This is a genomic window from Mesorhizobium sp. WSM2240 (assembly GCF_040438645.1).
Taxonomy (GTDB): domain Bacteria; phylum Pseudomonadota; class Alphaproteobacteria; order Rhizobiales; family Rhizobiaceae; genus Allomesorhizobium.
Genome location: NZ_CP159253.1, coordinates 2,235,679 through 2,257,339, shown reverse-complemented (window position 1 = coordinate 2,257,339; position 21,661 = coordinate 2,235,679). Strand labels below are relative to the sequence as shown.

General features: G+C 63.6%; 19 protein-coding genes. 14 read left to right on the top strand and 5 right to left on the bottom strand.

Going from position 1 to position 21,661, the window contains the following annotated elements; genetic code table 11:
• Positions 1-174: 174 nt before the first annotated feature.
• Complete coding sequence (locus ABVK50_RS10815; protein WP_353641564.1) at positions 175-711, bottom strand: DUF1697 domain-containing protein; 537 nt, start codon at positions 709-711, stop codon at positions 175-177.
• Between the two features lie 159 nt (positions 712-870).
• Positions 871-2,127 carry a threonine ammonia-lyase IlvA gene (gene ilvA / locus ABVK50_RS10810; protein ID WP_353641565.1) on the bottom strand — a complete coding sequence of 419 codons (1,257 nt, stop codon included), beginning with the start codon at positions 2,125-2,127 and terminating at the stop codon, positions 871-873.
• Positions 2,128-2,282: 155 nt separating this feature from the next.
• Here ilvA and ABVK50_RS10805 point away from each other — a divergent pair, with 155 nt between their 5' ends.
• The 4 genes from ABVK50_RS10805 to ABVK50_RS10790 all read left to right on the top strand — a co-directional run bounded on the left by ABVK50_RS10805 (position 2,283) and on the right by ABVK50_RS10790 (position 5,769).
• Positions 2,283-3,740, top strand: coding sequence for a TrkH family potassium uptake protein (locus ABVK50_RS10805; protein ID WP_353641566.1), 1,458 nt, complete (start codon positions 2,283-2,285; stop codon positions 3,738-3,740).
• A gap of 125 nt (positions 3,741-3,865) precedes the next feature.
• Positions 3,866-5,035, top strand: a complete 1,170-nt coding sequence (locus tag ABVK50_RS10800) for an alpha/beta hydrolase (RefSeq protein ID WP_353641567.1) — start codon at positions 3,866-3,868, stop codon at positions 5,033-5,035.
• 13 nt (positions 5,036-5,048) lie between these two features.
• Positions 5,049-5,390 carry a hypothetical protein gene (locus ABVK50_RS10795; RefSeq protein WP_353641568.1) on the top strand — a complete coding sequence of 114 codons (342 nt, stop codon included), beginning with the start codon at positions 5,049-5,051 and terminating at the stop codon, positions 5,388-5,390.
• Positions 5,391-5,403: 13 nt separating this feature from the next.
• On the top strand, positions 5,404-5,769 hold the full coding sequence (locus ABVK50_RS10790) for an MmcQ/YjbR family DNA-binding protein (RefSeq protein WP_353641569.1): 366 nt from the start codon (positions 5,404-5,406) through the stop codon (positions 5,767-5,769).
• A 264-nt stretch (positions 5,770-6,033) separates the two neighbouring features.
• Here the strand turns inward: ABVK50_RS10790 and ABVK50_RS10785 are convergent, their stop codons facing one another.
• Both ABVK50_RS10785 and ade read right to left on the bottom strand, forming a co-directional pair.
• Complete coding sequence (locus ABVK50_RS10785; RefSeq protein WP_353641570.1) at positions 6,034-7,089, bottom strand: hypothetical protein; 1,056 nt, start codon at positions 7,087-7,089, stop codon at positions 6,034-6,036.
• A gap of 114 nt (positions 7,090-7,203) precedes the next feature.
• A complete protein-coding gene (gene ade / locus ABVK50_RS10780; protein ID WP_353641571.1) occupies positions 7,204-9,021 on the bottom strand; it encodes an adenine deaminase in 1,818 nt (605 codons plus the stop codon).
• Between the two features lie 175 nt (positions 9,022-9,196).
• On the opposite strand from ade, the gene ABVK50_RS10775 reads away from it, so the two are divergent.
• From ABVK50_RS10775 to dprA, 4 genes are read left to right on the top strand one after another with little or no spacing between them, the layout of a single operon-like run.
• Entirely contained in the window at positions 9,197-10,162 is a 966-nt protein-coding gene (locus ABVK50_RS10775) for an aspartate carbamoyltransferase catalytic subunit (RefSeq protein WP_353641572.1), read from the top strand.
• Positions 10,159-11,445, top strand: a complete 1,287-nt coding sequence (locus ABVK50_RS10770) for a dihydroorotase (RefSeq protein ID WP_353641573.1) — start codon at positions 10,159-10,161, stop codon at positions 11,443-11,445. Before ABVK50_RS10775 ends, ABVK50_RS10770 begins: the two co-directional genes overlap by 4 nt.
• A 36-nt stretch (positions 11,446-11,481) precedes the next feature.
• Entirely contained in the window at positions 11,482-12,072 is a 591-nt protein-coding gene (gene plsY / locus ABVK50_RS10765) for a glycerol-3-phosphate 1-O-acyltransferase PlsY (protein WP_353641574.1), read from the top strand.
• Positions 12,069-13,196, top strand: a complete 1,128-nt coding sequence (gene dprA / locus ABVK50_RS10760) for a DNA-processing protein DprA (RefSeq protein WP_353641575.1) — start codon at positions 12,069-12,071, stop codon at positions 13,194-13,196. Before plsY ends, dprA begins: the two co-directional genes overlap by 4 nt.
• 44 nt (positions 13,197-13,240) lie before the next feature.
• On the opposite strand, the gene ABVK50_RS10755 is transcribed toward dprA, so the two are convergent.
• A complete protein-coding gene (locus ABVK50_RS10755) occupies positions 13,241-13,444 on the bottom strand; it encodes a hypothetical protein (RefSeq protein WP_353641576.1) in 204 nt (67 codons plus the stop codon).
• Positions 13,445-13,729: 285 nt separating this feature from the next.
• Here ABVK50_RS10755 and topA point away from each other — a divergent pair, with 285 nt between their 5' ends.
• The 6 genes from topA to ABVK50_RS10725 all read left to right on the top strand — a co-directional run bounded on the left by topA (position 13,730) and on the right by ABVK50_RS10725 (position 21,543).
• Entirely contained in the window at positions 13,730-16,354 is a 2,625-nt protein-coding gene (gene topA / locus ABVK50_RS10750; RefSeq protein WP_353641577.1) for a type I DNA topoisomerase, read from the top strand.
• Positions 16,355-16,360: 6 nt separating this feature from the next.
• Positions 16,361-18,691: a ribonuclease R gene (rnr, locus tag ABVK50_RS10745; protein WP_353641578.1), complete on the top strand. Its 2,331-nt coding sequence runs from the start codon at positions 16,361-16,363 to the stop codon at positions 18,689-18,691.
• Positions 18,691-19,125: a DUF983 domain-containing protein gene (locus ABVK50_RS10740; protein WP_353641579.1), complete on the top strand. Its 435-nt coding sequence runs from the start codon at positions 18,691-18,693 to the stop codon at positions 19,123-19,125. The genes rnr and ABVK50_RS10740 overlap by 1 nt, the downstream gene beginning before the upstream one ends.
• Positions 19,126-19,127: 2 nt before the next feature.
• Positions 19,128-19,481, top strand: a complete 354-nt coding sequence (locus ABVK50_RS10735) for a hypothetical protein (protein ID WP_353641580.1) — start codon at positions 19,128-19,130, stop codon at positions 19,479-19,481.
• Between the two features lie 124 nt (positions 19,482-19,605).
• Positions 19,606-20,346, top strand: coding sequence for an NUDIX hydrolase (locus tag ABVK50_RS10730; protein ID WP_353641581.1), 741 nt, complete (start codon positions 19,606-19,608; stop codon positions 20,344-20,346).
• A 15-nt stretch (positions 20,347-20,361) separates the two neighbouring features.
• Positions 20,362-21,543: an MFS transporter gene (locus tag ABVK50_RS10725; protein WP_353641582.1), complete on the top strand. Its 1,182-nt coding sequence runs from the start codon at positions 20,362-20,364 to the stop codon at positions 21,541-21,543.
• Positions 21,544-21,661: the final 118 nt, after the last annotated feature.

Here is a 21,661-nt window from a genome sequence, read left to right as displayed (position 1 = left end):
GGCTCTTTCGCCGCTTACCGTTTCGTTCGGTGAGGGAGAAAACAGACGCAACCAGTCCCATCGGAGGGGAAAGCCGGAAATCCGGCCCAAGCGCCTATGAACCGGCATATGGGGGAATTCAGCGCAAATAGCAACCGAATAGTTTGTGCAGCGCAACAATCACGCGCTCGAAGCTCAGGAATCCACCTTTTCCGCCAGTTCCCTGAGCTTCAGCACCGTATTCCAGTTGCGCGCGGTGTTGGGGACGCCGATGCCCTTGTCGAATTTTTCGGCGAGTTTCGAGGTGCCGAAGCCTTCCGGCGTGTGGAGATAGGCTACCTTGCCGACTACAGCGATGCGTTCGCCCTTGGACGCAAATGCCTGCAAAGCTTCGACTTTCGTTTTGTCCGGCTGAGTCGCAAGTACGGCGGCGTGCAGGAATTTGGGTACGGCGACCGCTTCGGGGAAAGGATTGGCTGCGATCAGCGCCGACCACTCGTCGAGCGTGACCGCATAGATGTCCTTGGTGAAACCGAACTCGCGCTTGCAGATCTCGGCCACCGAAGCGATTGTTTTCTCACGCGAAATCTTGCTTTTCAGCACCGCATTGCCGCTGTTGATGTAGGTCGCGACATTGCTGAATCCGGCCGCCGTCAGCGCCTCGCGCAGCGGCTTCGTCGGTAGCTGCGTCGCGCCTCCTACCCCGCGAAAGAGGATGATATATGTGGACAAAATCGTCTCCCGCTCTTCAAGCGCACGAATAAAAGCATTTGCAATCAAGGGCAAAGGCTAGAACGGCGCCTGTCCCTTGCCGGATTTGTTCGCAACGCCGTCACGACGCCGATATCGCCTTGATGCGTTGGGACGCAACGCCCGCCCAGCCGTTTTCGTTTATATCACCAGCCCCGCGATCGTCTCGTTGTCGGTGATGTCCTGATAGGCCCAGCCGGCCTCGTGGAAGCGTCTGGCCAGCACCTCGAAATTCTTGCGGTCCTTCGTCTCGATGCCGATCAGCACCGAGCCGAAATTGCGCGCCGACTTCTTCAGATATTCGAAGCGGGCGATGTCGTCATCGGGGCCGAGCAATTCGAGGAAGTCGCGCAGCGCGCCGGGGCGCTGGGGAAAACGGAATACGAAATATTTCTTCAGGCCCTCGAAGCGGAGCGCCCTCTCCTTCACGTCCGGCAGGCGCTCGAAATCGAAATTTCCGCCGGAGACGACGCAGACGATGGTCTTGCCCCTGATCTCCTTGCGCGGAAAATCCTTGAGAGCGTCGATGGCGAGCGCCCCGGCGGGCTCCAGCACCACGCCCTCGACGTTCAGCATCTCGATCATCGTGGCGCAGAGCCGGTTCTCCGGGATTTCGCGCACCGCCTCAGCGGGAAAGTCCTTGAGCAGGCGGAAATTCTCGCGACCGATCTCCGCGACGGCGGCGCCATCGACGAAATTGTCGACCTTCGAAAGTTTCACCCGCTTGCCGGTTTCCAGGCTCTGCTTGAGGCTCGGCGCCCCCGAAGGCTCGCAGAAAACGAAACGGGTTTCGCGTTGCTGTTCGCAGAAATATCGCGTCACCCCGGCCGAGAGGCCGCCGCCGCCGACCGGCAGCACGATGATGTCCGGCGCTCTCCCGTCCGGCATTTGGCCGGCGATCTCCAGGGCCACCGTCGCCTGGCCTTCGATGATGTCCCTGTGGTCGAAGGGCGGCACCATATGCGCGCCGGCGGTCTCGGTGAAATCCAGCGCGGCGCGATAGCAGTCGTCGAAGAAATCGCCGACCAGCCTGATCTCGACGAATTCGCCGCCGAACAGTTTGGTCTTGTCTATCTTCTGCTGCGGCGTCGTCACCGGCATGAACACGACGCCCTTTTTACCGAAATGGCGGCAGACGAAGGCAAAACCCTGCGCGTGATTGCCGGCAGAGGCGCAGACGAACAGGTCGGCATAGTTGCCGGCGGCCAGCGCCTTGCGGAAGAAATTGAACGCGCCGCGAATTTTGTAGGAGCGTACCGGCGTCAGATCCTCGCGCTTCAGCAGAATGCGTGCGCCTGTCTTCTTCGACAGATAATCGTTCTCCTGCAGCGGCGTCTCTGGAAAGAGTTCGCGCAGGCCGCCGGCGGCTGCCGCGACTTTCTCGGCGAAGTTCGTCATTCGCTAAATTCCCCGCATCAGCGCAACCGGCAATAGCTGTGGGCCAGATCGGCAGGCCTATTGCATATTCGTGCCGATGAAGCCACTGTTCGGCCTCCGACGCCCCTTCCGAGCCCTGCTCGACTGCGGCGCGTCACGTCTGGGGTCCCGTCCACGTGAATAGAATTGCCGTTCGCGCCGCGATCCACATTGCAGCCGTCTTCGCCATCTATCTCTCCGTCGCGATGCTGGTTCCGGCGGCGGTCGATCTTTATTTCGGCAACAGGGACTGGCGGGTTTTTGCCTTTTCGGCGCTGTTCATGGGCGGCCTGGCCATGGCAGTGGCGCTCGCAACCCAAGGCCGCGCACCGCAGGTGACTACACGTTTTGCATTCCTTCTGGTCAACCTGCTTTGGGTGACCATGGCGATTGCAGGAGCAGTGCCCCTTGCCGCCTCTTCCGTCGGCATCAGTGTTGCCGACGCGATCTTCGAATCGGTCTCGGCGATCACCACGACCGGTTCGACCGTGCTCACCGGTCTCGACACTATGCCGCCGGGGTTGCTGCTGTGGCGGTCGATCCTGCAGTGGTTCGGTGGACTTGGCGTCATCGCGCTTGGCGTGTTCATCCTGCCCTTTCTCAATGTGGGAGGCGTGTCCTACTTCAAGATCGAATCTTCGGACATCGAGGATCGCCCCTTCGAGCGCTTCTCCACTTATGCAGTGAGCTTCCTCGCCATCTACGCCGGGCTTACGCTCGCCTGCGCAATTCTCTACTCCATGGCCGGCATGACCGGCTTCGACGCGCTGAACCATTCGCTGACGACGCTGGCCACCGGCGGCTTTTCTACGCACGACGCCTCGCTAGGCTTCTATGCAGACAAACCGGCGGTGCTTTGGGTCGGCACGCTGTTCATGTTCATTGGCGGATTGCCCTTTTCCATCCTGATCCTTTTTCTGGTGCGCGGTCGCCTCGACGCTCTGGGCGACCCGCAAATGCGGGTCTTCGCCGGCTATTGCACCGTTTTCATCGTCGGCGTGGCGATATATCTGCGGGTGAACGCCGACATGCCCTTCCTGGACGCTTTCACCCATGCCGCGTTCAACTTCGTATCGATCATTACGACATGCGGCTATGCAAGCGCCGATTACCTGCAATGGGGGCCGTTTGCGGTCGCCTGCATCTTCGTCGCCACATTCCTTGGCGGCTGTTCGGGATCGACCGCTGGAGGGATCAAGGCATACCGGTTCCTGATCGTGTTCGAGCTCATGTCCAACGGCCTGCGGCGCCTGGTCTACCCACACACGGTCCTGCCAGTCCGCTACGGCGACCGCACGGTCGACCCAGACATGCAGCGGGCTGTCGTGCTTTTCATTTCAGCCTTCTTCGTGATCTGGGCGATCGGTACGATCCTGCTTGCCGCCACGGGACTCGATTTGGTGACGGCGATGAGTTCGGTTCTGACCGCCCTCACGAATGTCGGCCCGGGACTTGGCGATATCATCGGCCCCTCCGGGAATTTCTCGACCCTCCCTGAAGCTGCAAAATGGCTACTCCCGATATGGATGCTGCTTGGCCGCCTAGAAATCCTCGCCGTGCTGGTGATTTTCACGCCGACCTTCTGGGCGCGTTGACGCGCCATTTGGTCGCTCAGCCCGACCTCAACCTCAATCTCGCGTGAGCCTGCGGCTAGACGACATCGCAACCAGCCTCTATCACAAAACAAGGGCGGCCAGGGGAGGCTGTACGGATCTAATTGATGGCATTTTCGGCAGCTGCGCCCTTTCGAATACTTGCTCTCGCACTGCTCCTGAGCGGCTGCGCCGGCCAGCACACCCGCGAACTGATTGCAAGCCCGACGATTGCGGCGCCCGCTTCCGAGATTGCCGGCAGGCACCGGATCTTCGTCGCCACCACGCGGGCGGAGGCGGATGACAGACGAGAGGTATTCAGCGGCGGCCGATCACCCGACCTGCATTACGCGCATGTCGACATGACCGTTCCGGCCATCCACAAGATCGGTGAGATCGAGCGCCGCAAGAAGAATCAGCGGGCCGACCCGGCCAAGTTTTTCGTGGCAGCCGATGTTGCCGGCTATCAGGACGACGCGGCGTTTTCCAAGGCGCTGCGCGCCGACATCGCCGCCCACGGAGGACGCGCGCTGGTGTTCATCCACGGCTACAACACCTCGTTCGACGGCGCTGTCTATCGCATGACGCAGATCGCCCACGACGCGAAATATTCCGGCACGCCGGTGCTGTTCTCATGGGCATCGGGCGGCAAGACGGTCGACTACGTTTACGACAACAACAGCGCAACCGCCGCCCGCGACCAGCTCGAGCGGACGCTGCGGCTGGTTGCAGCCTCGGGCGCGAAGCGCGTCGACATCATCGCCCACTCGATGGGAAACTGGGTGACGATGGAAGCGCTGCGGCAGCTCGCCATCACCAATGATCGCGATCTCAACGGCAAGCTCGGCGACGTGGTGCTGGCCTCACCCGACATCGACGTGGATGTGTTCAAGGCGCAGATGAGCCGTTACGGCAAGCCCGACAAACCGTTCATCCTGTTTCTTTCCGGCGACGACCACGCGCTGCAGATTTCGAGACTGATCGCCGGCAACAGACCGCGCCTCGGCGGCTATGAGGACGCTGCCGACATAGCGAGCTACGGCGTCGTCGCCATCGACCTGACCAAGGTGGACGCCGGCGACCGCCTCAACCATGCCAAGTTCGCGGACAATCCTACGCTGGTGACCCTGCTCGGCGAGCGGCTGCGCCAGGACAGCAGCCTTGGCGCGGATGACCGCGACGTGACCGACCGCATCGGCAAGCTTACCGGCGGCATCGGCCAAACGCTGACCTCTGCCGCCGACATCGTCATCACCACGCCCTTCGAAGTGCTGAATGTGGTGGTCGGAGGAAACTGAACGGAGGAAGATAATGGCGGAGGTCAAGCGTCCGACGATCGCACGCATCTGGCGCGGCCGCACCCGATCCGAACTGGCCGACGAATACGAGGCTTATAATTATGAAGCCGGGGTCAAGCCGCTGATCGAAAAGGCGCTCGGTGTGCAGACCTTCCGGGAGGATCGCGACGGCGAAAGCGAGTTCATCACGATTTCATATTGGGAGAGCGTCGAGGCGATGAGTGTATTTGCCGGCAGCGACCCGACGCGCATCCACCACCTCGAACGGGATGCGGAATTCCTGATCGAGCTTCCGAAGGATGTCCAGATAGTCCGGCTTCTGGTCGGCCACGGGAATGTCGGGGCGAAGAAGTAAGGCTGACACAGTCATGAGCCTGTTCGAACCCGAAAGCTTCGAGGATTTTACGACGTCGCTTCCGGGTGTCTCCCTCGTCGACCAGTGGGAATCCCGGGTCGCGAAAGTGGGCGGCAAGGTGTTTGCGCTTCTCAGGCTGACATCCCCGGACCTGCACGGCATCGTGTTCAAGTGTCCGGAGGAAAGCTTTGTCGTGCTGACCGGGATCGAGGGCGTCAAGCAGGCGCCCTACTTCGCCAAGCGGCAATGGGTGTGCGTTCCAAAGGAGGCTGGTCTCGGCGACGGCGAAGTCGAGGCCTATCTGCATCGATCCTACCGGCTTGTCGCAGCAGGGCTCACGAAGAAACTTCGCCAGGAATTGGGTATCCCGCCAGACTAAGCTTCGCCTGCGCAGATTTCCGGCGGCAGTTCTGCAGCGCTTCAAGGTCTTCCAAGTTCCGATATGGATTCCCGACACTCTCCGCTCGTTCCTCGCTCATGAGGTCGGGAATGACGGTTCATAGGGTGCTTCCGCAAATCACCAACGCTGGAGATTGGCGGAGGCATATTCCAACCGCCCTCGAATGCAGCCGGAGAGCGGCAGTCCCGCTTGGAGATTGTCGGCAGCCCGCCCGCTCCGGAACGGGACCGCCTAAAACGAACGCTATTCGCTTGCGGGCTGCAGCGTCTCGCGAACCTGGTCGATCTTGCCGTAGGCATCGCCGACGCCAAGCAGATCCTTGGCCCAGTCCATCATTTCCTGGTCGACATAGTCGTCGCCATATTCGGCGACGCGGTTGTCGTTCGCGGCATCGAGCAGCGCCGCCCTGAGCGCCTCGTCGTCGGTGCCGACCGCAGCCGTCTCGGCCGCCAGTTCCGCCTCGTCGAGCGATGTTTCCGCCTCGGCGACGGCGGTCGCCTCCGTGCTGTCGAGCAGGCCTTCGACGGCGGCAATCTCCGCATCCAAGGCAGCCTGATCCTCCGGCGCAACAGTTGCGGCAGCGGCGGTCAGATCCGCGAGCCGATCCTCCAGGCTGTCGACCGTAGGATCATCGTAGACGCCGACCGCGCCGTCATATGGCGTCAAGGCCGCGGCGTTTACCGCGGCGGCGAAATCGGCCTGGGCCTCGGCCAGCGCAGCCGTCGCTTCGGCCACGTTCTCCTGCGCAAGGTCAAACTCGGCGGACGCCATCACGAAGTCCCGGATGGCCGCCATGCGCGGCGACTGGCTGTTGATGTATGCATGATAATTGCGCTTCAGGGAGTTGAGCCCGGCGAGCTTGGCATTGAAATTCTTTGGCTTGGCGTCGGGCAGCGGCGCGTTGGCCGGCAGCGCTGCCATCTTTACGGCCTTGTTCGACGATTTCGCCGTTTTCGTCTTGGCCGGGGATGTCCTGGCGCCCGAGCTTTTTATACGCGAACGCTCCTTGCCGAACACCGCCCCCAACATGCTGCCGGCCGCCTTGCCAGCGCCCGGGGCTTTCGCGTGACCATTCGCGTCGGCCGACTTGCCGCGTTCTCCCGCACCGCCCTTTCCGTTGCCGCCGCCATTGCCGTTTCCGCCACCGTTGCCGCCGCCATTCCCACCGCCATTGCCGCCCTTGGCGTGAGCGGCCGCAGGTTCGAAGCCGCCCGATGCCACCGAATCAAGACTGATCGGCAGCGCGCCGATCGCCAGCGCCGAAACCGCGCCGAGCAGGAGTTTCGGGATGCATTTCATGGTTTTTCCTCCGACTAAGGTCCGCTCCGCGCGTAACGCTAGAGCGGGCCGTTCCGGCGTCCAATAAATTTGTGTCTCCGCCCGTAAGGGAGGCGAAACAACCTGAATGGGTGGTTACACGAACAGATCCACTTTCTCGAATTTCGTCACGTCGATGATGCCGACGTCGGAAATCCGCAATTCCGGGATCACCACAAGCGCCAGAAGCGAGTGCTGCATGTAAGCGTTGTTGAGCGAACAGCCCATGGCGCGCATCGCCTCGGTCAGCTTCTCCGCCTTGGCCGCGACGGTCTCGGCGCGCTCATCCGACATCAGGCCGGCGATCGGCATTTCGACCAGCGCCAGTTCCTTGCCTTTGGAGAATATGACGACGCCGCCGCCGACCTGGCCGAGCCGGTTTGCGGCCTTGGCCATGTCGTCCTTGTCGGTGCCGACGACGATCATGTGATGGCTGTCATGCGCCACCGTGGACGCCATGGCACAATCCTGCATGTAGCCGAAGCCCGAAACAAAACCGTTGGTGACGCCGCCGGTGCCGCGGTGGCGCTCGACCAGCGCGATCTGGCAGACGTCGTTGCGCCGGTCCATCGCCACCAGTCCTTTCTCGACCGGCAGTTCGGCCTCCAGCGCGCGCGTCGGCGCCTGATTCTCGATGACGCCGATGACGCGGACCTTTACCTCCTTGGCGCCTCTCGGCGCAGCGATGTCGAAGTCGACGGCCTTCAGCTTGCGGCCGAGCTTGACGGTGTTGCGGGCGCTTTTGGGATAATCATAGGCGGGAATGTCGATTTCGAGCTTGCCGCCCTTGGCCAGGCGCATGCCGCGGCCAAAAACCTCGTCGATCTTCATCTCGGCGAGGTCGGAGACGATGAGGAAATCGGCGAGCCGGCCCGGCGCGATCGAGCCAAGCTCGCGCTCAAGACGGAAGTGTTGCGCGGTATTCAGCGTCGCCATCTGGATCGCGGTGACCGGCTTCAGTCCCTGCGCGATGGCGTGGCGCACCACGCGGTCCATATGGCCGTCATGCACCAGAGTGCCGGAATGGCTATCGTCGGTGCAGAGGATGAAATTGCGCGGATCGATCCCCTCCTCCGTCACCGCTTTGATCTGCGTTGCGACATCGTACCAGGCCGAGCCGAGACGGAGCATCGCCTTCATGCCCTGCCGCACCCGGGCAATCGCGTCCTCGATGCGCGTGCCCTCATGGTCGTCTTCCGGGCCGCCGGCGACATAGCCGTGGAAAGGCAGGCCGAGATCGCGCGAGGCATAATGGCCGCCGACGGTCTTGCCGGCCTTGACGGTCTCGGCGATCCCGCCGGCCATGACCGGGTCGTTGGCGATAACGCCGGGAAAGTTCATGACCTCGCCGAGCCCGATGATGTTTTCCCAGGTCATCGCCTCGGCGACGTCGGCGACACTTAGCGCGGCGCCCGCATTCTCCAGGCCCGGCGCGGAGGGAACGCAGGACGGCATCTGCACATGGACATTGACCGGCATCGCCATGGCCTCGTCATGCATCAGCCGCACACCTTCCAGGCCGAGCACGTTGGCGATCTCGTGCGGGTCGACGAACATCGAGGTGGTGCCGTGCGGGATGACCGCGCGGCAGAATTCGGTGACCGTGACCATGCCGCTCTCGACATGCATGTGCGCGTCGCAAAGGCCGGGCACAAGATAACGCCCGCCGGCGTCGACCACTTTCGTGCCCTTGCCGATGGCGTGCGAGGCGTTAGGCCCGCAATAGGCGAAGCGCCCTGCGACGATGGCAATATCGGTGCCGGCGATGATCTCGCCCGAATGCACGTTGACCCAACGGCCGTTGCGCACGACGAGGTCGGCCGGCCGGCGGCCGGTCGCCACGTCGACCAGCAGCGGTGCGACCTCTGTCCACGGCTTCGGCTTGGAAAATTTCGGGGCGGGATTTTTGGCCATGGAAAAACTCCTGATTCCGGCGACTGTGCCAAGCCCTGCGCGCTTTGACCAGTTGCCTGCGACGCCGAATCCGAGCTTTTCGCGGGACGACACGCGGAATCGCGCTGGGGACAATTGCTACAATCGGAGCCGGCCGCTTGCAGCGGGCGGGACGGCGGCCTATAGCACCCCTTTAATGACCGACGCTCCGTCCCTGCCGCTTTATCCGCACCGCCATCTGCTTGGCATCAGGGACCTGTCTCCCTCCGACATCGAGCTTCTGCTCGACCGGGCCGACGCCGCAGTGTCTATCTCGCGGCAGCCCGAGAAAAAGACCTCGACGCTGCGTGGACGCACCCAGATCAATCTCTTCTACGAAGCCTCGACGCGCACGCAATCCTCCTTCGAGCTCGCCGGAAAAAGGCTCGGGGCGGACGTAATGAACATGTCGGTGGCGAGCTCCTCGGTGAAGAAGGGCGAAACGCTGATCGACACGGCCATGACGCTCAACGCGATGCGGCCGGACATTCTGATCATCCGCCATCAGTCGGCGGGCGCCGCAGCGCTTCTGGCGCAGAAGGTCGGCTGCTCGGTGGTCAATGCCGGCGACGGCGCGCACGAGCACCCGACGCAGGCACTGCTCGACGCGCTGACCATCCGCCGCGCCAAGGGGTCGCTGTCCAAGCTGATTGTTGCGATCTGCGGCGACATACTGCATTCGCGCGTCGCTCGCTCGAACATCATCCTGCTCAACGCGCTCGGTGCCCAAGTGCGCGTGGTGGCGCCTTCGACTTTGCTTCCCTCGGGCATCGAGAAGATGGGCGTTATCGTCGCGCGCACCATGGCCGACGGGTTGAAGGATGCCGACGTGGTGATGATGCTCCGGCTGCAGCGCGAGCGCATGGCGGGCTCGTTCGTGCCTTCGGTGCGCGAATATTTCCACTATTTCGGCCTCGATGCCGAAAAGCTGAAGGCGGCGAAGGACGGCGCGCTGGTGATGCATCCCGGCCCGATGAATCGCGGCGTCGAGATCGCCTCGGAGATCGCCGACGGGCCGCAAAGCGTCATTCAGGAGCAGGTCGAGATGGGGGTTGCGGTGCGCATGGCGGTGATGGAAGCGCTGCTCGATCCGCGCCGCAACCGCGACAGGCATTCGGCATGAGCGTCACGGTTTTTCAACAAGCGCACATCGTCGACCCGTCGCGCGGTATCGACGAGACCGGCACGGTTATTGTCGACGGTAAGAAGATCGCAGCGGCTAGCGCTTCAGCGTCGAACCAGGGCGCACCGGAAGGCGCGACGATCATCGATTGCCGCGGCAAGGCGATCATTCCGGGTCTTATCGACGGGCGGGTGTTCATCGGCGAGCCGGGTGGCGAGCACCGCGAGACGATCGCGTCGGCGAGCCTCGCGGCGGCGGCCGGCGGCGTCACCTCGATCGTGATGATGCCCGACACCGATCCAGTCATCGACAATGTCGCGCTGGTCGAATTCGTGCTCAGGGCTGCGCGCGACACCGCGCTGGTCAATGTGTTTCCGGCGGCGGCAATCACCAAGGGGCTCGAAGGCCGCGAGATGACGGAATTCGGCCTGCTGCGCGAGGCGGGCGCAGTCGCCTTCACTGACGGGCGGCACACAATATCCAATGCGCTGACCATGCGCCGCGCGCTTACCTATGCCCGCGATTTCGGCGCGGTCGTTGCGCATGAGACGCAGGACCGCGACCTCGCCTCGTCGGGCGTGATGAATGAGGGGCTTTACGCCAGTTGGCTCGGCCTGCCTGGCATACCGCGCGAGGCCGAGACTATCCCGCTCGAGCGCGACCTCATGCTGGCACGCCTGACGCGTGGCGCCTATCACGCGGCAAAAATCTCGACGGCCATGTCGGCGGAAGCCGTGGCCCGGGCAAAGGCCGACGGCGCGAAGGTGACGGCCGGCGTTTCGATCAACCATCTGTCGCTCAACGAGAACGATGTCGGCGAATACCGCACCTTCTTTCGGCTTTCGCCGCCGCTGCGCACCGAGGACGACCGCCTCGCCGTGATCGAGGCGCTGCGAAACGGCACGATCGACATCATCGTTTCCTCGCACGATCCGCAGGATGTCGACACCAAGCGCCTGCCCTTCGCCGACGCCGCGGACGGTGCGATCGGACTCGAAACGCTGCTCGGCGCAGCGCTCCGGCTGCATCACAATGACGAGGTCCCGCTAATCAGGCTGATCGAGGCGCTGTCGAGCGCGCCGGCAAAATTGTTCGGACTGCCCGGCGGCACACTCAAGCCCGGAGCGCCGGCCGATCTTGTTCTGGTCGATCTCGACGAGCCGTGGGTCGTCAGCGAGGCCGGCATCCGCTCGCGCTCGAAAAACACGTGTTTCGAAGGGGCGCGGCTGCAGGGCAAGGTCTTGCAAACGATGGTTGCGGGCCGCACAGTGTTTTCGGCCTAGGCCGGCAAGCGAGATCGGCCAAAACCCGGGGACACCATGTTATACACGCAGTTGCTCGCCGCTCTCGCCTTCGGCTACCTGCTCGGCTCGGTGCCGTTCGGCCTGCTGATCACCCGCGCCGCCGGCTTGGGCGACGTGCGCAATATCGGTTCGGGCAATATCGGCGCGACCAATGTGCTGCGCACCGGCAACAAGGGCCTGGCGGCGCTGACGCTTCTGCTCGACGCGCTGAAGGGCACCGCAGCGGTGCTGATCGCCGGGATTTACGGGCCGGAGCTTGCCCTGGTTGCCGGCTTTGGCGCGTTCCTGGGACATCTCTTCCCTGTTTGGCTGGGCTTCAAGGGCGGCAAGGGCGTGGCGACTTATCTCGGTGTGCTGGCCGGCCTGGCGTGGAAGGTGGCGCTGGTCTTCGCCGCCGTCTGGCTCGCCGTCGCCTTCATCATGCGCTATTCGTCGCTCGCGGCGCTACTTGCGTCTGTGGCAGTCCCGCTCACACTCTTATATCTCGGCCGCATCGACTACGCCGTGCTGTTCGCCGTGATGACGGTGATCGTCTTCATCAAGCACCGGGCCAATATTTCACGGCTGCTGGCCGGCTCCGAATCCCGCATCGGGGCCAGAGGATGACCGAACCTGCCGCCGGTCCCCGCCTGAGCGACCGGCAGCGGCTGAGCTGGCTGAGGCTGATACGGACCCCGAATGTCGGGCCGGCGACGTTCCGCGACCTGATAAACCGCTTCGGCTCGGCCGAGACCGCGCTGGAGATGCTTCCCGAACTGATGACTAATGGCGGCGCGCAGCGCAGCCTGCGCATACCTTCCCAGAACGAAGCCGAGGCCGAGATGGAGGCCGCGCGGCGGATGGGTGCGCGCATTGTCTGCATCGGCGAGGCGGACTATCCGTCGATGTTGCGGCGCATGGATAATCCGCCGCCGCTGCTGGCGGTGAAGGGGACCGGCGCGGTGTTTTTTCTCCCCGCTGTCGCGATCGTCGGCGCGCGCAACGCTTCGCTGGCCGGCATCAAGATGGCGCGCATGCTTGCCGCCGATCTCGGCCGCGAAGGCCACGCTATCGTGTCCGGCCTGGCGCGCGGCATCGACACGGCGGCGCATCAGGGCAGCCTTTCGACCGGCACGATCGGCGTGCTGGCCGGCGGCCTCGATCGACCCTACCCGCCCGAAAACGCAGACCTCTGCGACGAGATCGCCGCGAATGGCGGCGCGATCGTTTCGGAAATGCCGTTCGGATGGGAGCCGCGCGCGCAGGATTTTCCGCGCCGAAACCGCATCGTCGCCGGCATAGCGCTGGGTCTCGTCGTGGTCGAAGCAGCCAAGCGATCCGGCTCGCTGATCAGTGCAAGGCTAGCCGGCGAGATGGGACGGCTGGTCTTCGCCGTGCCCGGCTCGCCGCTCGATCCGCGCGCGGCGGGGGCAAACGGGCTTTTGAAGGACGGGGCGATTCTCGTCACCGAAACCGCAGACATCATCGAGGCGCTCGCGCCGCTCACCGGCAGGCCGGTTCCGCCGACAGGTCCGCTGGAAGAGCCGCCGGATTTCTCCGCCACGCCGCCTCCCGGCGACGACGATCGCGCCCGAGTGGTCGAAGCTCTCGGCCCGACGCCCACCGGCATCGATGAACTGATCCGGCATACCGGTCTGCATCCGGCGCAGATGTTCATGATCCTGCTGGAACTCGACCTTGCCGGACGCCTGGAGCGGCATGCGGGCGGGGCTGTTTCGCTGGTCGGGTAGACTCAATTCGGCGACTTATCTACGTGGTGGGGCATTCAACGTTTTTACGCGGCGCTGTCCCGCTTGTCCCGGCCTGCCCGTGACGGACGTTCGCCGCGGGCGACCTCGCCTGCCTCGAGAAATGCCATCTCGATCAGGTAAGCGAGCATGTCGCAGCGTTCGTTCTCGGCCATGACGCGCAACTGCCCCAGCATGGACTGGATGTAATCGAGCGTTTCGGTTCGTTTCCTGCTATCGTTGCGGCCCATGCCCAGTGCTCCTCGTCAGCCGGCAGGTCAAACAGCCGCCAACTCCCTCCCCGACCCGGCCAGCGAAATTCGCCAGACTGGGTTGCATGAATCTTAGCTAATTTACTTAAAGTTGCAAGAAATTAACACCTATCGCGAAAGTTGCAGCAGATAGCGAGGCACGAATTTCAGCCGTTCCCCTTGACCGAACGGAAAACCGCGGCCATGTGACGAGACCAATCGACAAGCTATCCGTCGCGCGCAGCGGTTCTTCTTCTCGCGCCACTCAGGAAAATACGAGCGCTCATGGACGTCGTCGTCGTCGAATCGCCGGCAAAAGCGAAAACGATCAACAAATATCTTGGACGGAACTACAAGGTTCTGGCCTCCTACGGGCATGTCCGCGATCTTCCGGCCAAGGATGGCTCGGTGAAGCCCGACGATGATTTCGCCATGTCCTGGGCGGTCGACGGGCCGTCCTCGAAGCGCCTGACCGAGATCGCCAACGCAGTGAAGGCGGCGGACGGGTTGATCCTGGCGACCGACCCGGATCGCGAGGGCGAAGCGATCTCCTGGCATGTGCTGGAGGTGTTGAAGCAGAAGCGCGCGCTGAAGGACAAGCCGGTGAGCCGCGTGGTGTTCAACGCCATCACCAAGCAATCCGTGCTCGACGCCATGGCCAATCCGCGCCAGATCGATGCGCCGCTGGTCGACGCCTATCTGGCGCGGCGCGCGCTCGATTACCTGGTCGGATTCACGCTCTCGCCGGTGCTGTGGCGCAAGCTGCCGGGCGCGCGGTCCGCCGGCCGGGTGCAGTCGGTGGCGCTCAGGCTGGTCTGCGACCGCGAATCCGAGATCGAGCGTTTTGTCCGCGAAGAATTCTGGCAGGTCGCCGCCATTCTCGACACCCCGCGCCTGGAAAAGTTCGAGGCGCGGCTGACGGCCTTCGAAGGCAAGAAGCTGCAGAAGCTCGACATTTCGTCCAAGGCGCAGGCCGACGATATCAAGGCGATGCTGGAAGGCGCGAGCTTCAAGGCGCTGTCGGTCGAGGCCAAGCCCACCAAGCGCAATCCCGGACCGCCCTTCACCACCTCGACGCTGCAGCAGGCAGCATCGTCGCGGCTTAGCTTTTCGGCGGTGCGCACAATGCAGGTGGCGCAGCGGCTCTACGAAGGCATGGACATTGGCGGCGAAACGGCCGGCCTCATCACCTATATGCGAACCGATGGCGTGCAGATGGCGCCGGAAGCGCTGACGGAAGCTCGCAAGGCGATCGTGAAGGAATTCGGCGACAAATACCTGCCGGAAAAGCCGCGCTACTATTCAGTGAAAGCCAAGAACGCGCAGGAAGCGCACGAAGCTATCCGCCCGACGGATTTTTCGCGCACGCCGAACGAGATGCGCAAATATCTCGACGCCGACCAGGCGCGGCTCTACGAGATGATCTGGAAGCGCGCCATCGCCAGCCAGATGCAGCCAGCCGAGATCGAGCGCACCACGGTCGAGATCGAGGCGACGAACGGCAGCCGCACCGCCGGCCTGCGCGCGGTGGGCTCGGTGATCCGCTTCGACGGCTTCATCGCCGCCTATACCGAGCAGAAGGACGAGGATTCGGAGGACGAGGAAAACAAGCGCCTGCCGGAGATCCGGGCGGGCGAGCAGCTTCAACGCCAAGAAATCCTCGCCACCCAGCACTCGACCGAGCCGCCACCGCGCTATTCGGAAGCAAGCCTGATCAAGAAGATGGAAGAGCTCGGCATCGGCCGCCCATCGACTTATACGGCGATCTTGAAGACGCTCGAGGACCGCGAATACGTCACCATCGACAAGCGCCGGCTGGTGCCGCATTCCAAGGGCCGGCTTCTGACCGGGTTCCTGGAAAACTTCTTCGAGAAATATGTCGAGTACGACTTCACCGCCTCGCTCGAGGAGAAGCTCGACGAGATTTCCGACGGCAAGCTCGCCTGGAAGGACGTGCTGCGCGACTTCTGGAAGGATTTTTCCGCTTCCGTCGACGACATCAAGGAATTGCGCGTCACGGACGTGCTCGACGCGCTCAACGAGGAGCTTGCGCCGCTGGTGTTCCCCGCGCGCGAAGACGGCTCCAATCCGCGCATCTGCCCGAAATGCGGCACCGGAAACCTGTCGCTGAAGCTCGGCAAATACGGCGCATTCGTCGGCTGCTCCAACTATCCCGAATGCGGCTATACGCGCCAGCTCGGCGAGGCAGCCAATGGCGACGGCGAAAGCATCGAAGGCGAAAACGGCACAAAAGCGCTAGGCAAGGATCCCTATACGGCCGAAGAGATCACGCTGCGCAGCGGCCGCTTCGGCCCCTACATCCAGCGCGGCGAAGGCAAAGAGGCAAAGCGCTCCAGCCTGCCCAAGGGCTGGACTCCAGATTCGATCGACCACGAAAAGGCGCTGGCGCTGCTTTCTCTGCCGCGCGACGTCGGCAAGCACCCCGAAACCGGAAAGATGATCTCCGCCGGCCTCGGACGCTACGGGCCGTTCGTGCTGCATGACGGCACCTACGCGAACCTGGAAAGCATCGAGGACGTGTTCTCGATCGGCCTGAACCGAGCGGTTTCGGTAATCGCCGAAAAACAGTCCAAGGGCAGAGGCGGCCGGAACGGCGGCACGCCGGCGGCGTTGAAGGATCTCGGAGAGCATCCGAACGGCGGCGGATCGATCACCGTGCGCGACGGCAAATACGGGCCCTATGTGAATTTCGGCAAAGTCAATGCGACGCTGCCGAAAGGCAAGGATCCGATGTCCGTCACGGTCGAGGATGCGGTGGCGCTGATCGCCGAGAAGGAAGCCAAGGGCGGCGGCGGCAGGAAGCCTGCGCGCGGCGCGAAGGCGGCGGCAAAGAAGCCGGCCGCGAAAAAATCAGCGGCCAAGAAGCCGGCGGCGAAGAAAAAGGACTAAGACGAATTGGCGAGAAGCATTTCCGGACGCAAGGGCGGCGGCGGGAAAACCCGCTCCTCCGACACGCCCGCCTCCGGAAGCGTTTCTCGTGATTTTCGCCCGTCTCGCGACGACATCCTTCGCTACATCGCCTCCAATCCCGAAAAGAGTGGCAAGCGCGACATCGCCAAGGCCTATTCGCTGAAGGGCGAAGACCGCCTGTGGCTGAAGGACATGCTGCGCGACCTGCAGGATGAGGGCCTGCTGAAGAAGGACCGCAAGCGGCTGATCCGCCGCGGCGCCCTGCCCCATGTCGTGGTGCTCGACATCTTTTCACGCGATGCCGAAGGCGGGCTTCTGGCAAGACCGACAGAACGCGCGACGGAGGATGACGAGTTCAATCCGATCGTGTCGATCAAGCTGCGCCGCGACGCCAGCGGACCGGCGCCGGGCGTCGGCGACCGGGTGCTCGCCAAGACATTCCCGACCAACGACCCTACCGGCCCTGCCTATACGGCGCGGGTGATGAAGATTTTCGACCGGCAGCGCGAAGCGGTGCTGGGCGTGCTGCGGGTCGGACATGACGGCACGTTCCGCATCGAGCCGGTGGAGCGGCGGCAGGCGGAGCTCGTCGTCGAGGCCGAATTTTTGAATGACGCCAAGCCGGGCGATTTGGTCGAGGCGGAGCCGGTGCGCGCCGGCCGCTACGGCCTGCCGCGGGCGAAGGTGCTGACGGTGGTCGGCTCGCTGACCAGCGAGAAGGCGGTTTCGATGATCGCCATCCATGCCCACGAGATCCCGCATATCTTTCCGCAGGAGGTGATTTCCGAAGCAGAGGCGGTGAGGCCGGCGAGCCTCGCCGGCCGCGAGGACTGGCGCGACCTGCCGCTGATCACCATCGATCCGGCCGACGCCAAGGACCATGACGACGCGGTGTTCGCCGAGCCGGACACGGATGAAAAGAATCCCGGCGGCGTGGTGGCGACCGTGGCGATCGCCGATGTCGCCGCCTATGTGCGCTCGGGCACGGCGCTCGACCGCGAGGCACTGAAGCGCGGCAATTCCGTGTATTTTCCCGACCGCGTGGTGCCGATGCTGCCGGAGCGCATCTCCAACGATCTATGCTCGCTCAAGGAAAAGGTCGACCGGCCGGCGCTTGCCGTTCGCATGGTGTTTGCAGCCGACGGCCGCAAGATCCGCCACTCCTTCCATCGCATCATGATGCGCTCGGCGGCGCGCCTCGCCTACCGTCAGGCGCAGGCCGCGATTGACGGCGCGCCGGATGAGACGACCGGACCGATCCTCGAAACCATACTGAAGCCGCTCTGGGCGGCCTATGATGTGCTGAAGCGCGGCCGCAACGCCCGCCAGCCGCTGGAACTCGACCTGCCCGAGCGAAAGATCCTGCTCAAGCCCGACGGCACGGTCGACCGCGTCATCGTGCCCGACCGGCTCGATGCGCATAAGCTCATCGAAGAATTCATGATCCAGGCCAATGTCGCGGCGGCCGAGACGCTGGAGGCCAAGAAGCAGTTGCTGGTTTACCGCGTGCACGACGCGCCGTCGCTGGCCAAGCAGGAATCGCTGCGCGAGTTCCTGGCGACGATCGGCCTGTCATTGGCGCGCGGCGCGCAGATGCGGCCGAGCCAGTTCAACGGCATTCTCGAGCGCGTGCGTGGCGAGGACAATGAAGCCCTGGTCAACGAAGTGGTGCTGCGCTCGCAGAGCCAGGCGATCTACTCGCCGGAAAACCTCGGCCATTTCGGCCTGAACCTGCGGCGTTACGCCCATTTCACTTCGCCGATCCGCCGCTATTCGGATCTGATCGTGCATCGGGCGCTGATCGGCGCGCTCGGGCTCGGCAAGGACGGGCTGACGCGAAGCGAGGAAGAGCGGCTGGAGGATATTTCGGCACTGATCTCGGCAACCGAGCGCCGCGCCATGGCAGCCGAGCGCGACACGGTCGACCGGCTGATCGCCGCCTATCTCGCCGAACGGCTCAACGACACCTTCGACGCCCGCATTTCCGGCGTCACCAAGGCCGGGCTGTTTGTCCAATTGCCGCAGTACGGCGCTGACGGCTTTATTCCTGTGTCATCTCTCGAAGGCGACTACTATATATTCGACGAAGCCGGCCGGTCGCTCTTCGGCGAGCGTACGGGCAAGGGCTTTCAGCTTGCAGATCGAGTCGAGGTTCGCCTGGTCGAGGTCGCACCGCTGGCAGGAGCCATGCGCTTTGAGATGCTGACCGATCCAAAACCCCTGCCCGGGTCCAAGCGGTCGTTTCACAAGGCGAAGGGCCAGAGATCGCGGGCCCGCGCATCGCAACCGCGCCGGGGCTCCGACAGGAGACGATGATGGAAGAACAGCTATTCGGCGGAGTACACCATACCGGCCGCCCGGCAAGGTCGCTGTGGGAGGCCATGAAACGCGGTTTTCTCGGGCGCTGCCCGCATTGCGGCGAGGGAAAGCTGTTTTCGTCGTTCCTGACGGCCGTTGAGCGCTGCGAGCATTGCGGCGAGGAGATGCATCATCACCGCGCCGACGACCTGCCCGCCTATCTGGTCGTCGTCATCGTCGGCCATGTCATCATCGGCGCGTTCATGGGCGTCGAAGCCACCAGCACATTGTCGACCTGGCAGCATCTCGCCATCTGGGCGCCGCTGACCATCATCTCCTCGCTGGCGCTGCTGCGACCGATCAAGGGCGCTGTCATCGGCCTGCAATGGGCATACTACATGCACGGTTTCGGCGGTGAAGAGGATCGTATCGAGTCGCATCCCGAGGCATAAAGATGCACGGCGACGGTTCGATTGCAGGCAGGCTTGTGACCATGACAGGTTTTTCAATCGCAGCGATAGGTGTTCTAATTCTCGCGCTCATGTCGATCATGGCAAACCGGAAGTTCCGTGACCGGGACAGGCTACCAATGCAATGGTCCCTGAATAGAACCGTGAATTGGTCGGCCCCTCGCCATATCGCATTGGCATTCACGCCGCTGCTGGCGACTGTGGTCTTGTTTACTATTGCGAATGTGCTCGCCAGCAAGCCAGATACTGAATTTTGGACGCTCATCGTGATCGCACTGGCTTTTGTCGGGGCGCATCTGCTGCACCTTCACCTCTTGGAGAAATGGCCGGCAGACTAAAATGCCCGCCGGCTAGCAGCGGGCTTCTGACAAGCCGGTTCTGTGCTTTCCAGCCGGGCGCTGGAACAACAGTCAATCGGGTGGGACAATTCCGTTCCGGCGGGCGGCACGGTAGGAACTTTGCATGGACGGAATGACCAGAAAGCAGGTCGACAGGGCCGAATCGCGCGATTTCGCGCTCGGCCCCGGACCGTTGCGGCCGCGCGATGCGGCGACCCTCATTCTGCTCGACAAAGAGGGCGGAGAAATCCGGGTGCTGATGGGCCGGCGCCATTCACGCCACGCCTTCATGCCCGGAAAATTCGTCTTTCCAGGCGGCCGCACCGACCCGGCAGACAGCCGCGTGCCTGTCGCCGAAAACCTTCATCCCGACGAGGAAGCCAAGCTGACCGGGGCGCCGGGGCGCACCAGCCCTGCCCGCGCCCGGGCCATCGCCATGTCGGCGATACGCGAAACCTATGAGGAAGCCGGCCTGCTGATCGGACGCAAAGGGCCGTTCGCCACCTCCAAATCCGACTGGCAGGGCTTTGTCGAGCAAGGCGTGCAGCCCTCGCTCGATGTATTGCGATTCGTCGTCCGAGCGATCACCCCGCCCGGACGGGTGCGCCGCTTCGACACGCGCTTCCTGGCGGCATGGCGAAGCGACGTGGCGGTCGAGCTCGCCGATGGCGGGCCGACCAACGAACTCGAGGAACTTGTCTGGCTGCCGCTCGGGGCGGCCAAAGAGGCCGATATCCCGACAATAACCAAGACGGTGCTGGACGAACTCGAAAGGCGGCTGACGGAAGATCCGCTGCTGAGGCCGGGCGGGCGGGTGCCGTTTTACCGCATGGTCCGCAACCGCTTCGTCCGCGACGTCCTCTAGCTTTCCCAAACAAAAATGTCCGAGAGCATTCAACCGCAGGCCGAAGATGCGCGCATGCGCTGGCTGTCGATTTCGGCGGCCATCGCCTCGATCAGCGTTGTCGGCATCGCCATCGGGCTCGGTATGCCGCTGCTCAGCATCATCCTGGAGACACGCGGCCACTCGGCCAGCATGATCGGCCTCAACACCGCCGTCGCCGGCTTCGCCTCGATCGCGGCGGCGCCGCTCGCTACGCCGCTCGCAGTGCGCTTCGGCGTCGTCTGGACGATGCTGGCGATGATCGTCGCCGGCGCGCTCGCCTTTGTCGGGTTCTATTTCGCCACCGCCTTCTGGATGTGGTTTCCGTTGCGCGTGGTGCTGCACATCGCACTGACGGTGCTTTTCATCCTGTCCGAATTCTGGATCAGCACCTCGGCGCCGCCCGAAAAGCGCGGCTTTGTGCTCGGCATCTATGCGACCGTGCTGTCGCTCGGCTTCGCGGCCGGACCCTGGCTGTTCGCGCAGATGGGAAGCAGCGGCTTTCTTCCCTTCGGAGCGGTCTTCGTGCTGGTCATGCTGGCCACCATTCCGGTGCTGGCTGCATGGCGCGAAAGTCCGAAGATCATCGCCGACGGCAACGGTTCGCGCGACTTCTTCCGCTATATCTGGCTGGTGCCGACCGCGACAGCCGCGGTGCTGGTTTTCGGCGCTGTGGAGACCGGCGGCTTCGCGCTGTTTCCGGTCTACGGCAGCCGTATCGGCTATTCGGAAGGCGACGCTGCCCTGCTCCTCACTATGATCGGGCTCGGCAACGTCTTCATGCAGATCCCGCTCGGCATGGTCAGCGACCGCATTCGCGACCGTCGCCATTTGCTGCTCGCATGCGCGACGGTCGGGCTTGCCGGCATGGTCGTGCTGCCGCTGGTTGCAGGCAACTGGGCGCTGATGGCAGCCCTGCTGTTCGTCTGGGGTGGCGTGGTGGCGGCGCTCTATACGATCGGACTGGCGCATCTCGGCTCACGGCTTTCCGGCCACGACCTCGCCAACGCCAATGCCGCCTTCGTGCTGTGCTACGGGCTCGGGATGGTGCTCGGCCCGCAGGCGATCGGCATCGGCATGGATCTGTTCGGACCCGACGGCTTCGGCTGGTCGCTGGCGCTGTTCTTCGCGGCCTACATCGTGCTGGCCGGAAGCCGGATCATCGCGAGCCGGCGATAGGCAGAGCCCGCCGCCGTCCCATATGTCGTGAGCCCGGACGTAGGCTTGACATTCCGGCAACGTTCTTTATGTGTCGCGCCAAGTTTTCCGCGTCCGGGTGATCGCCCGTGCTCCGCCG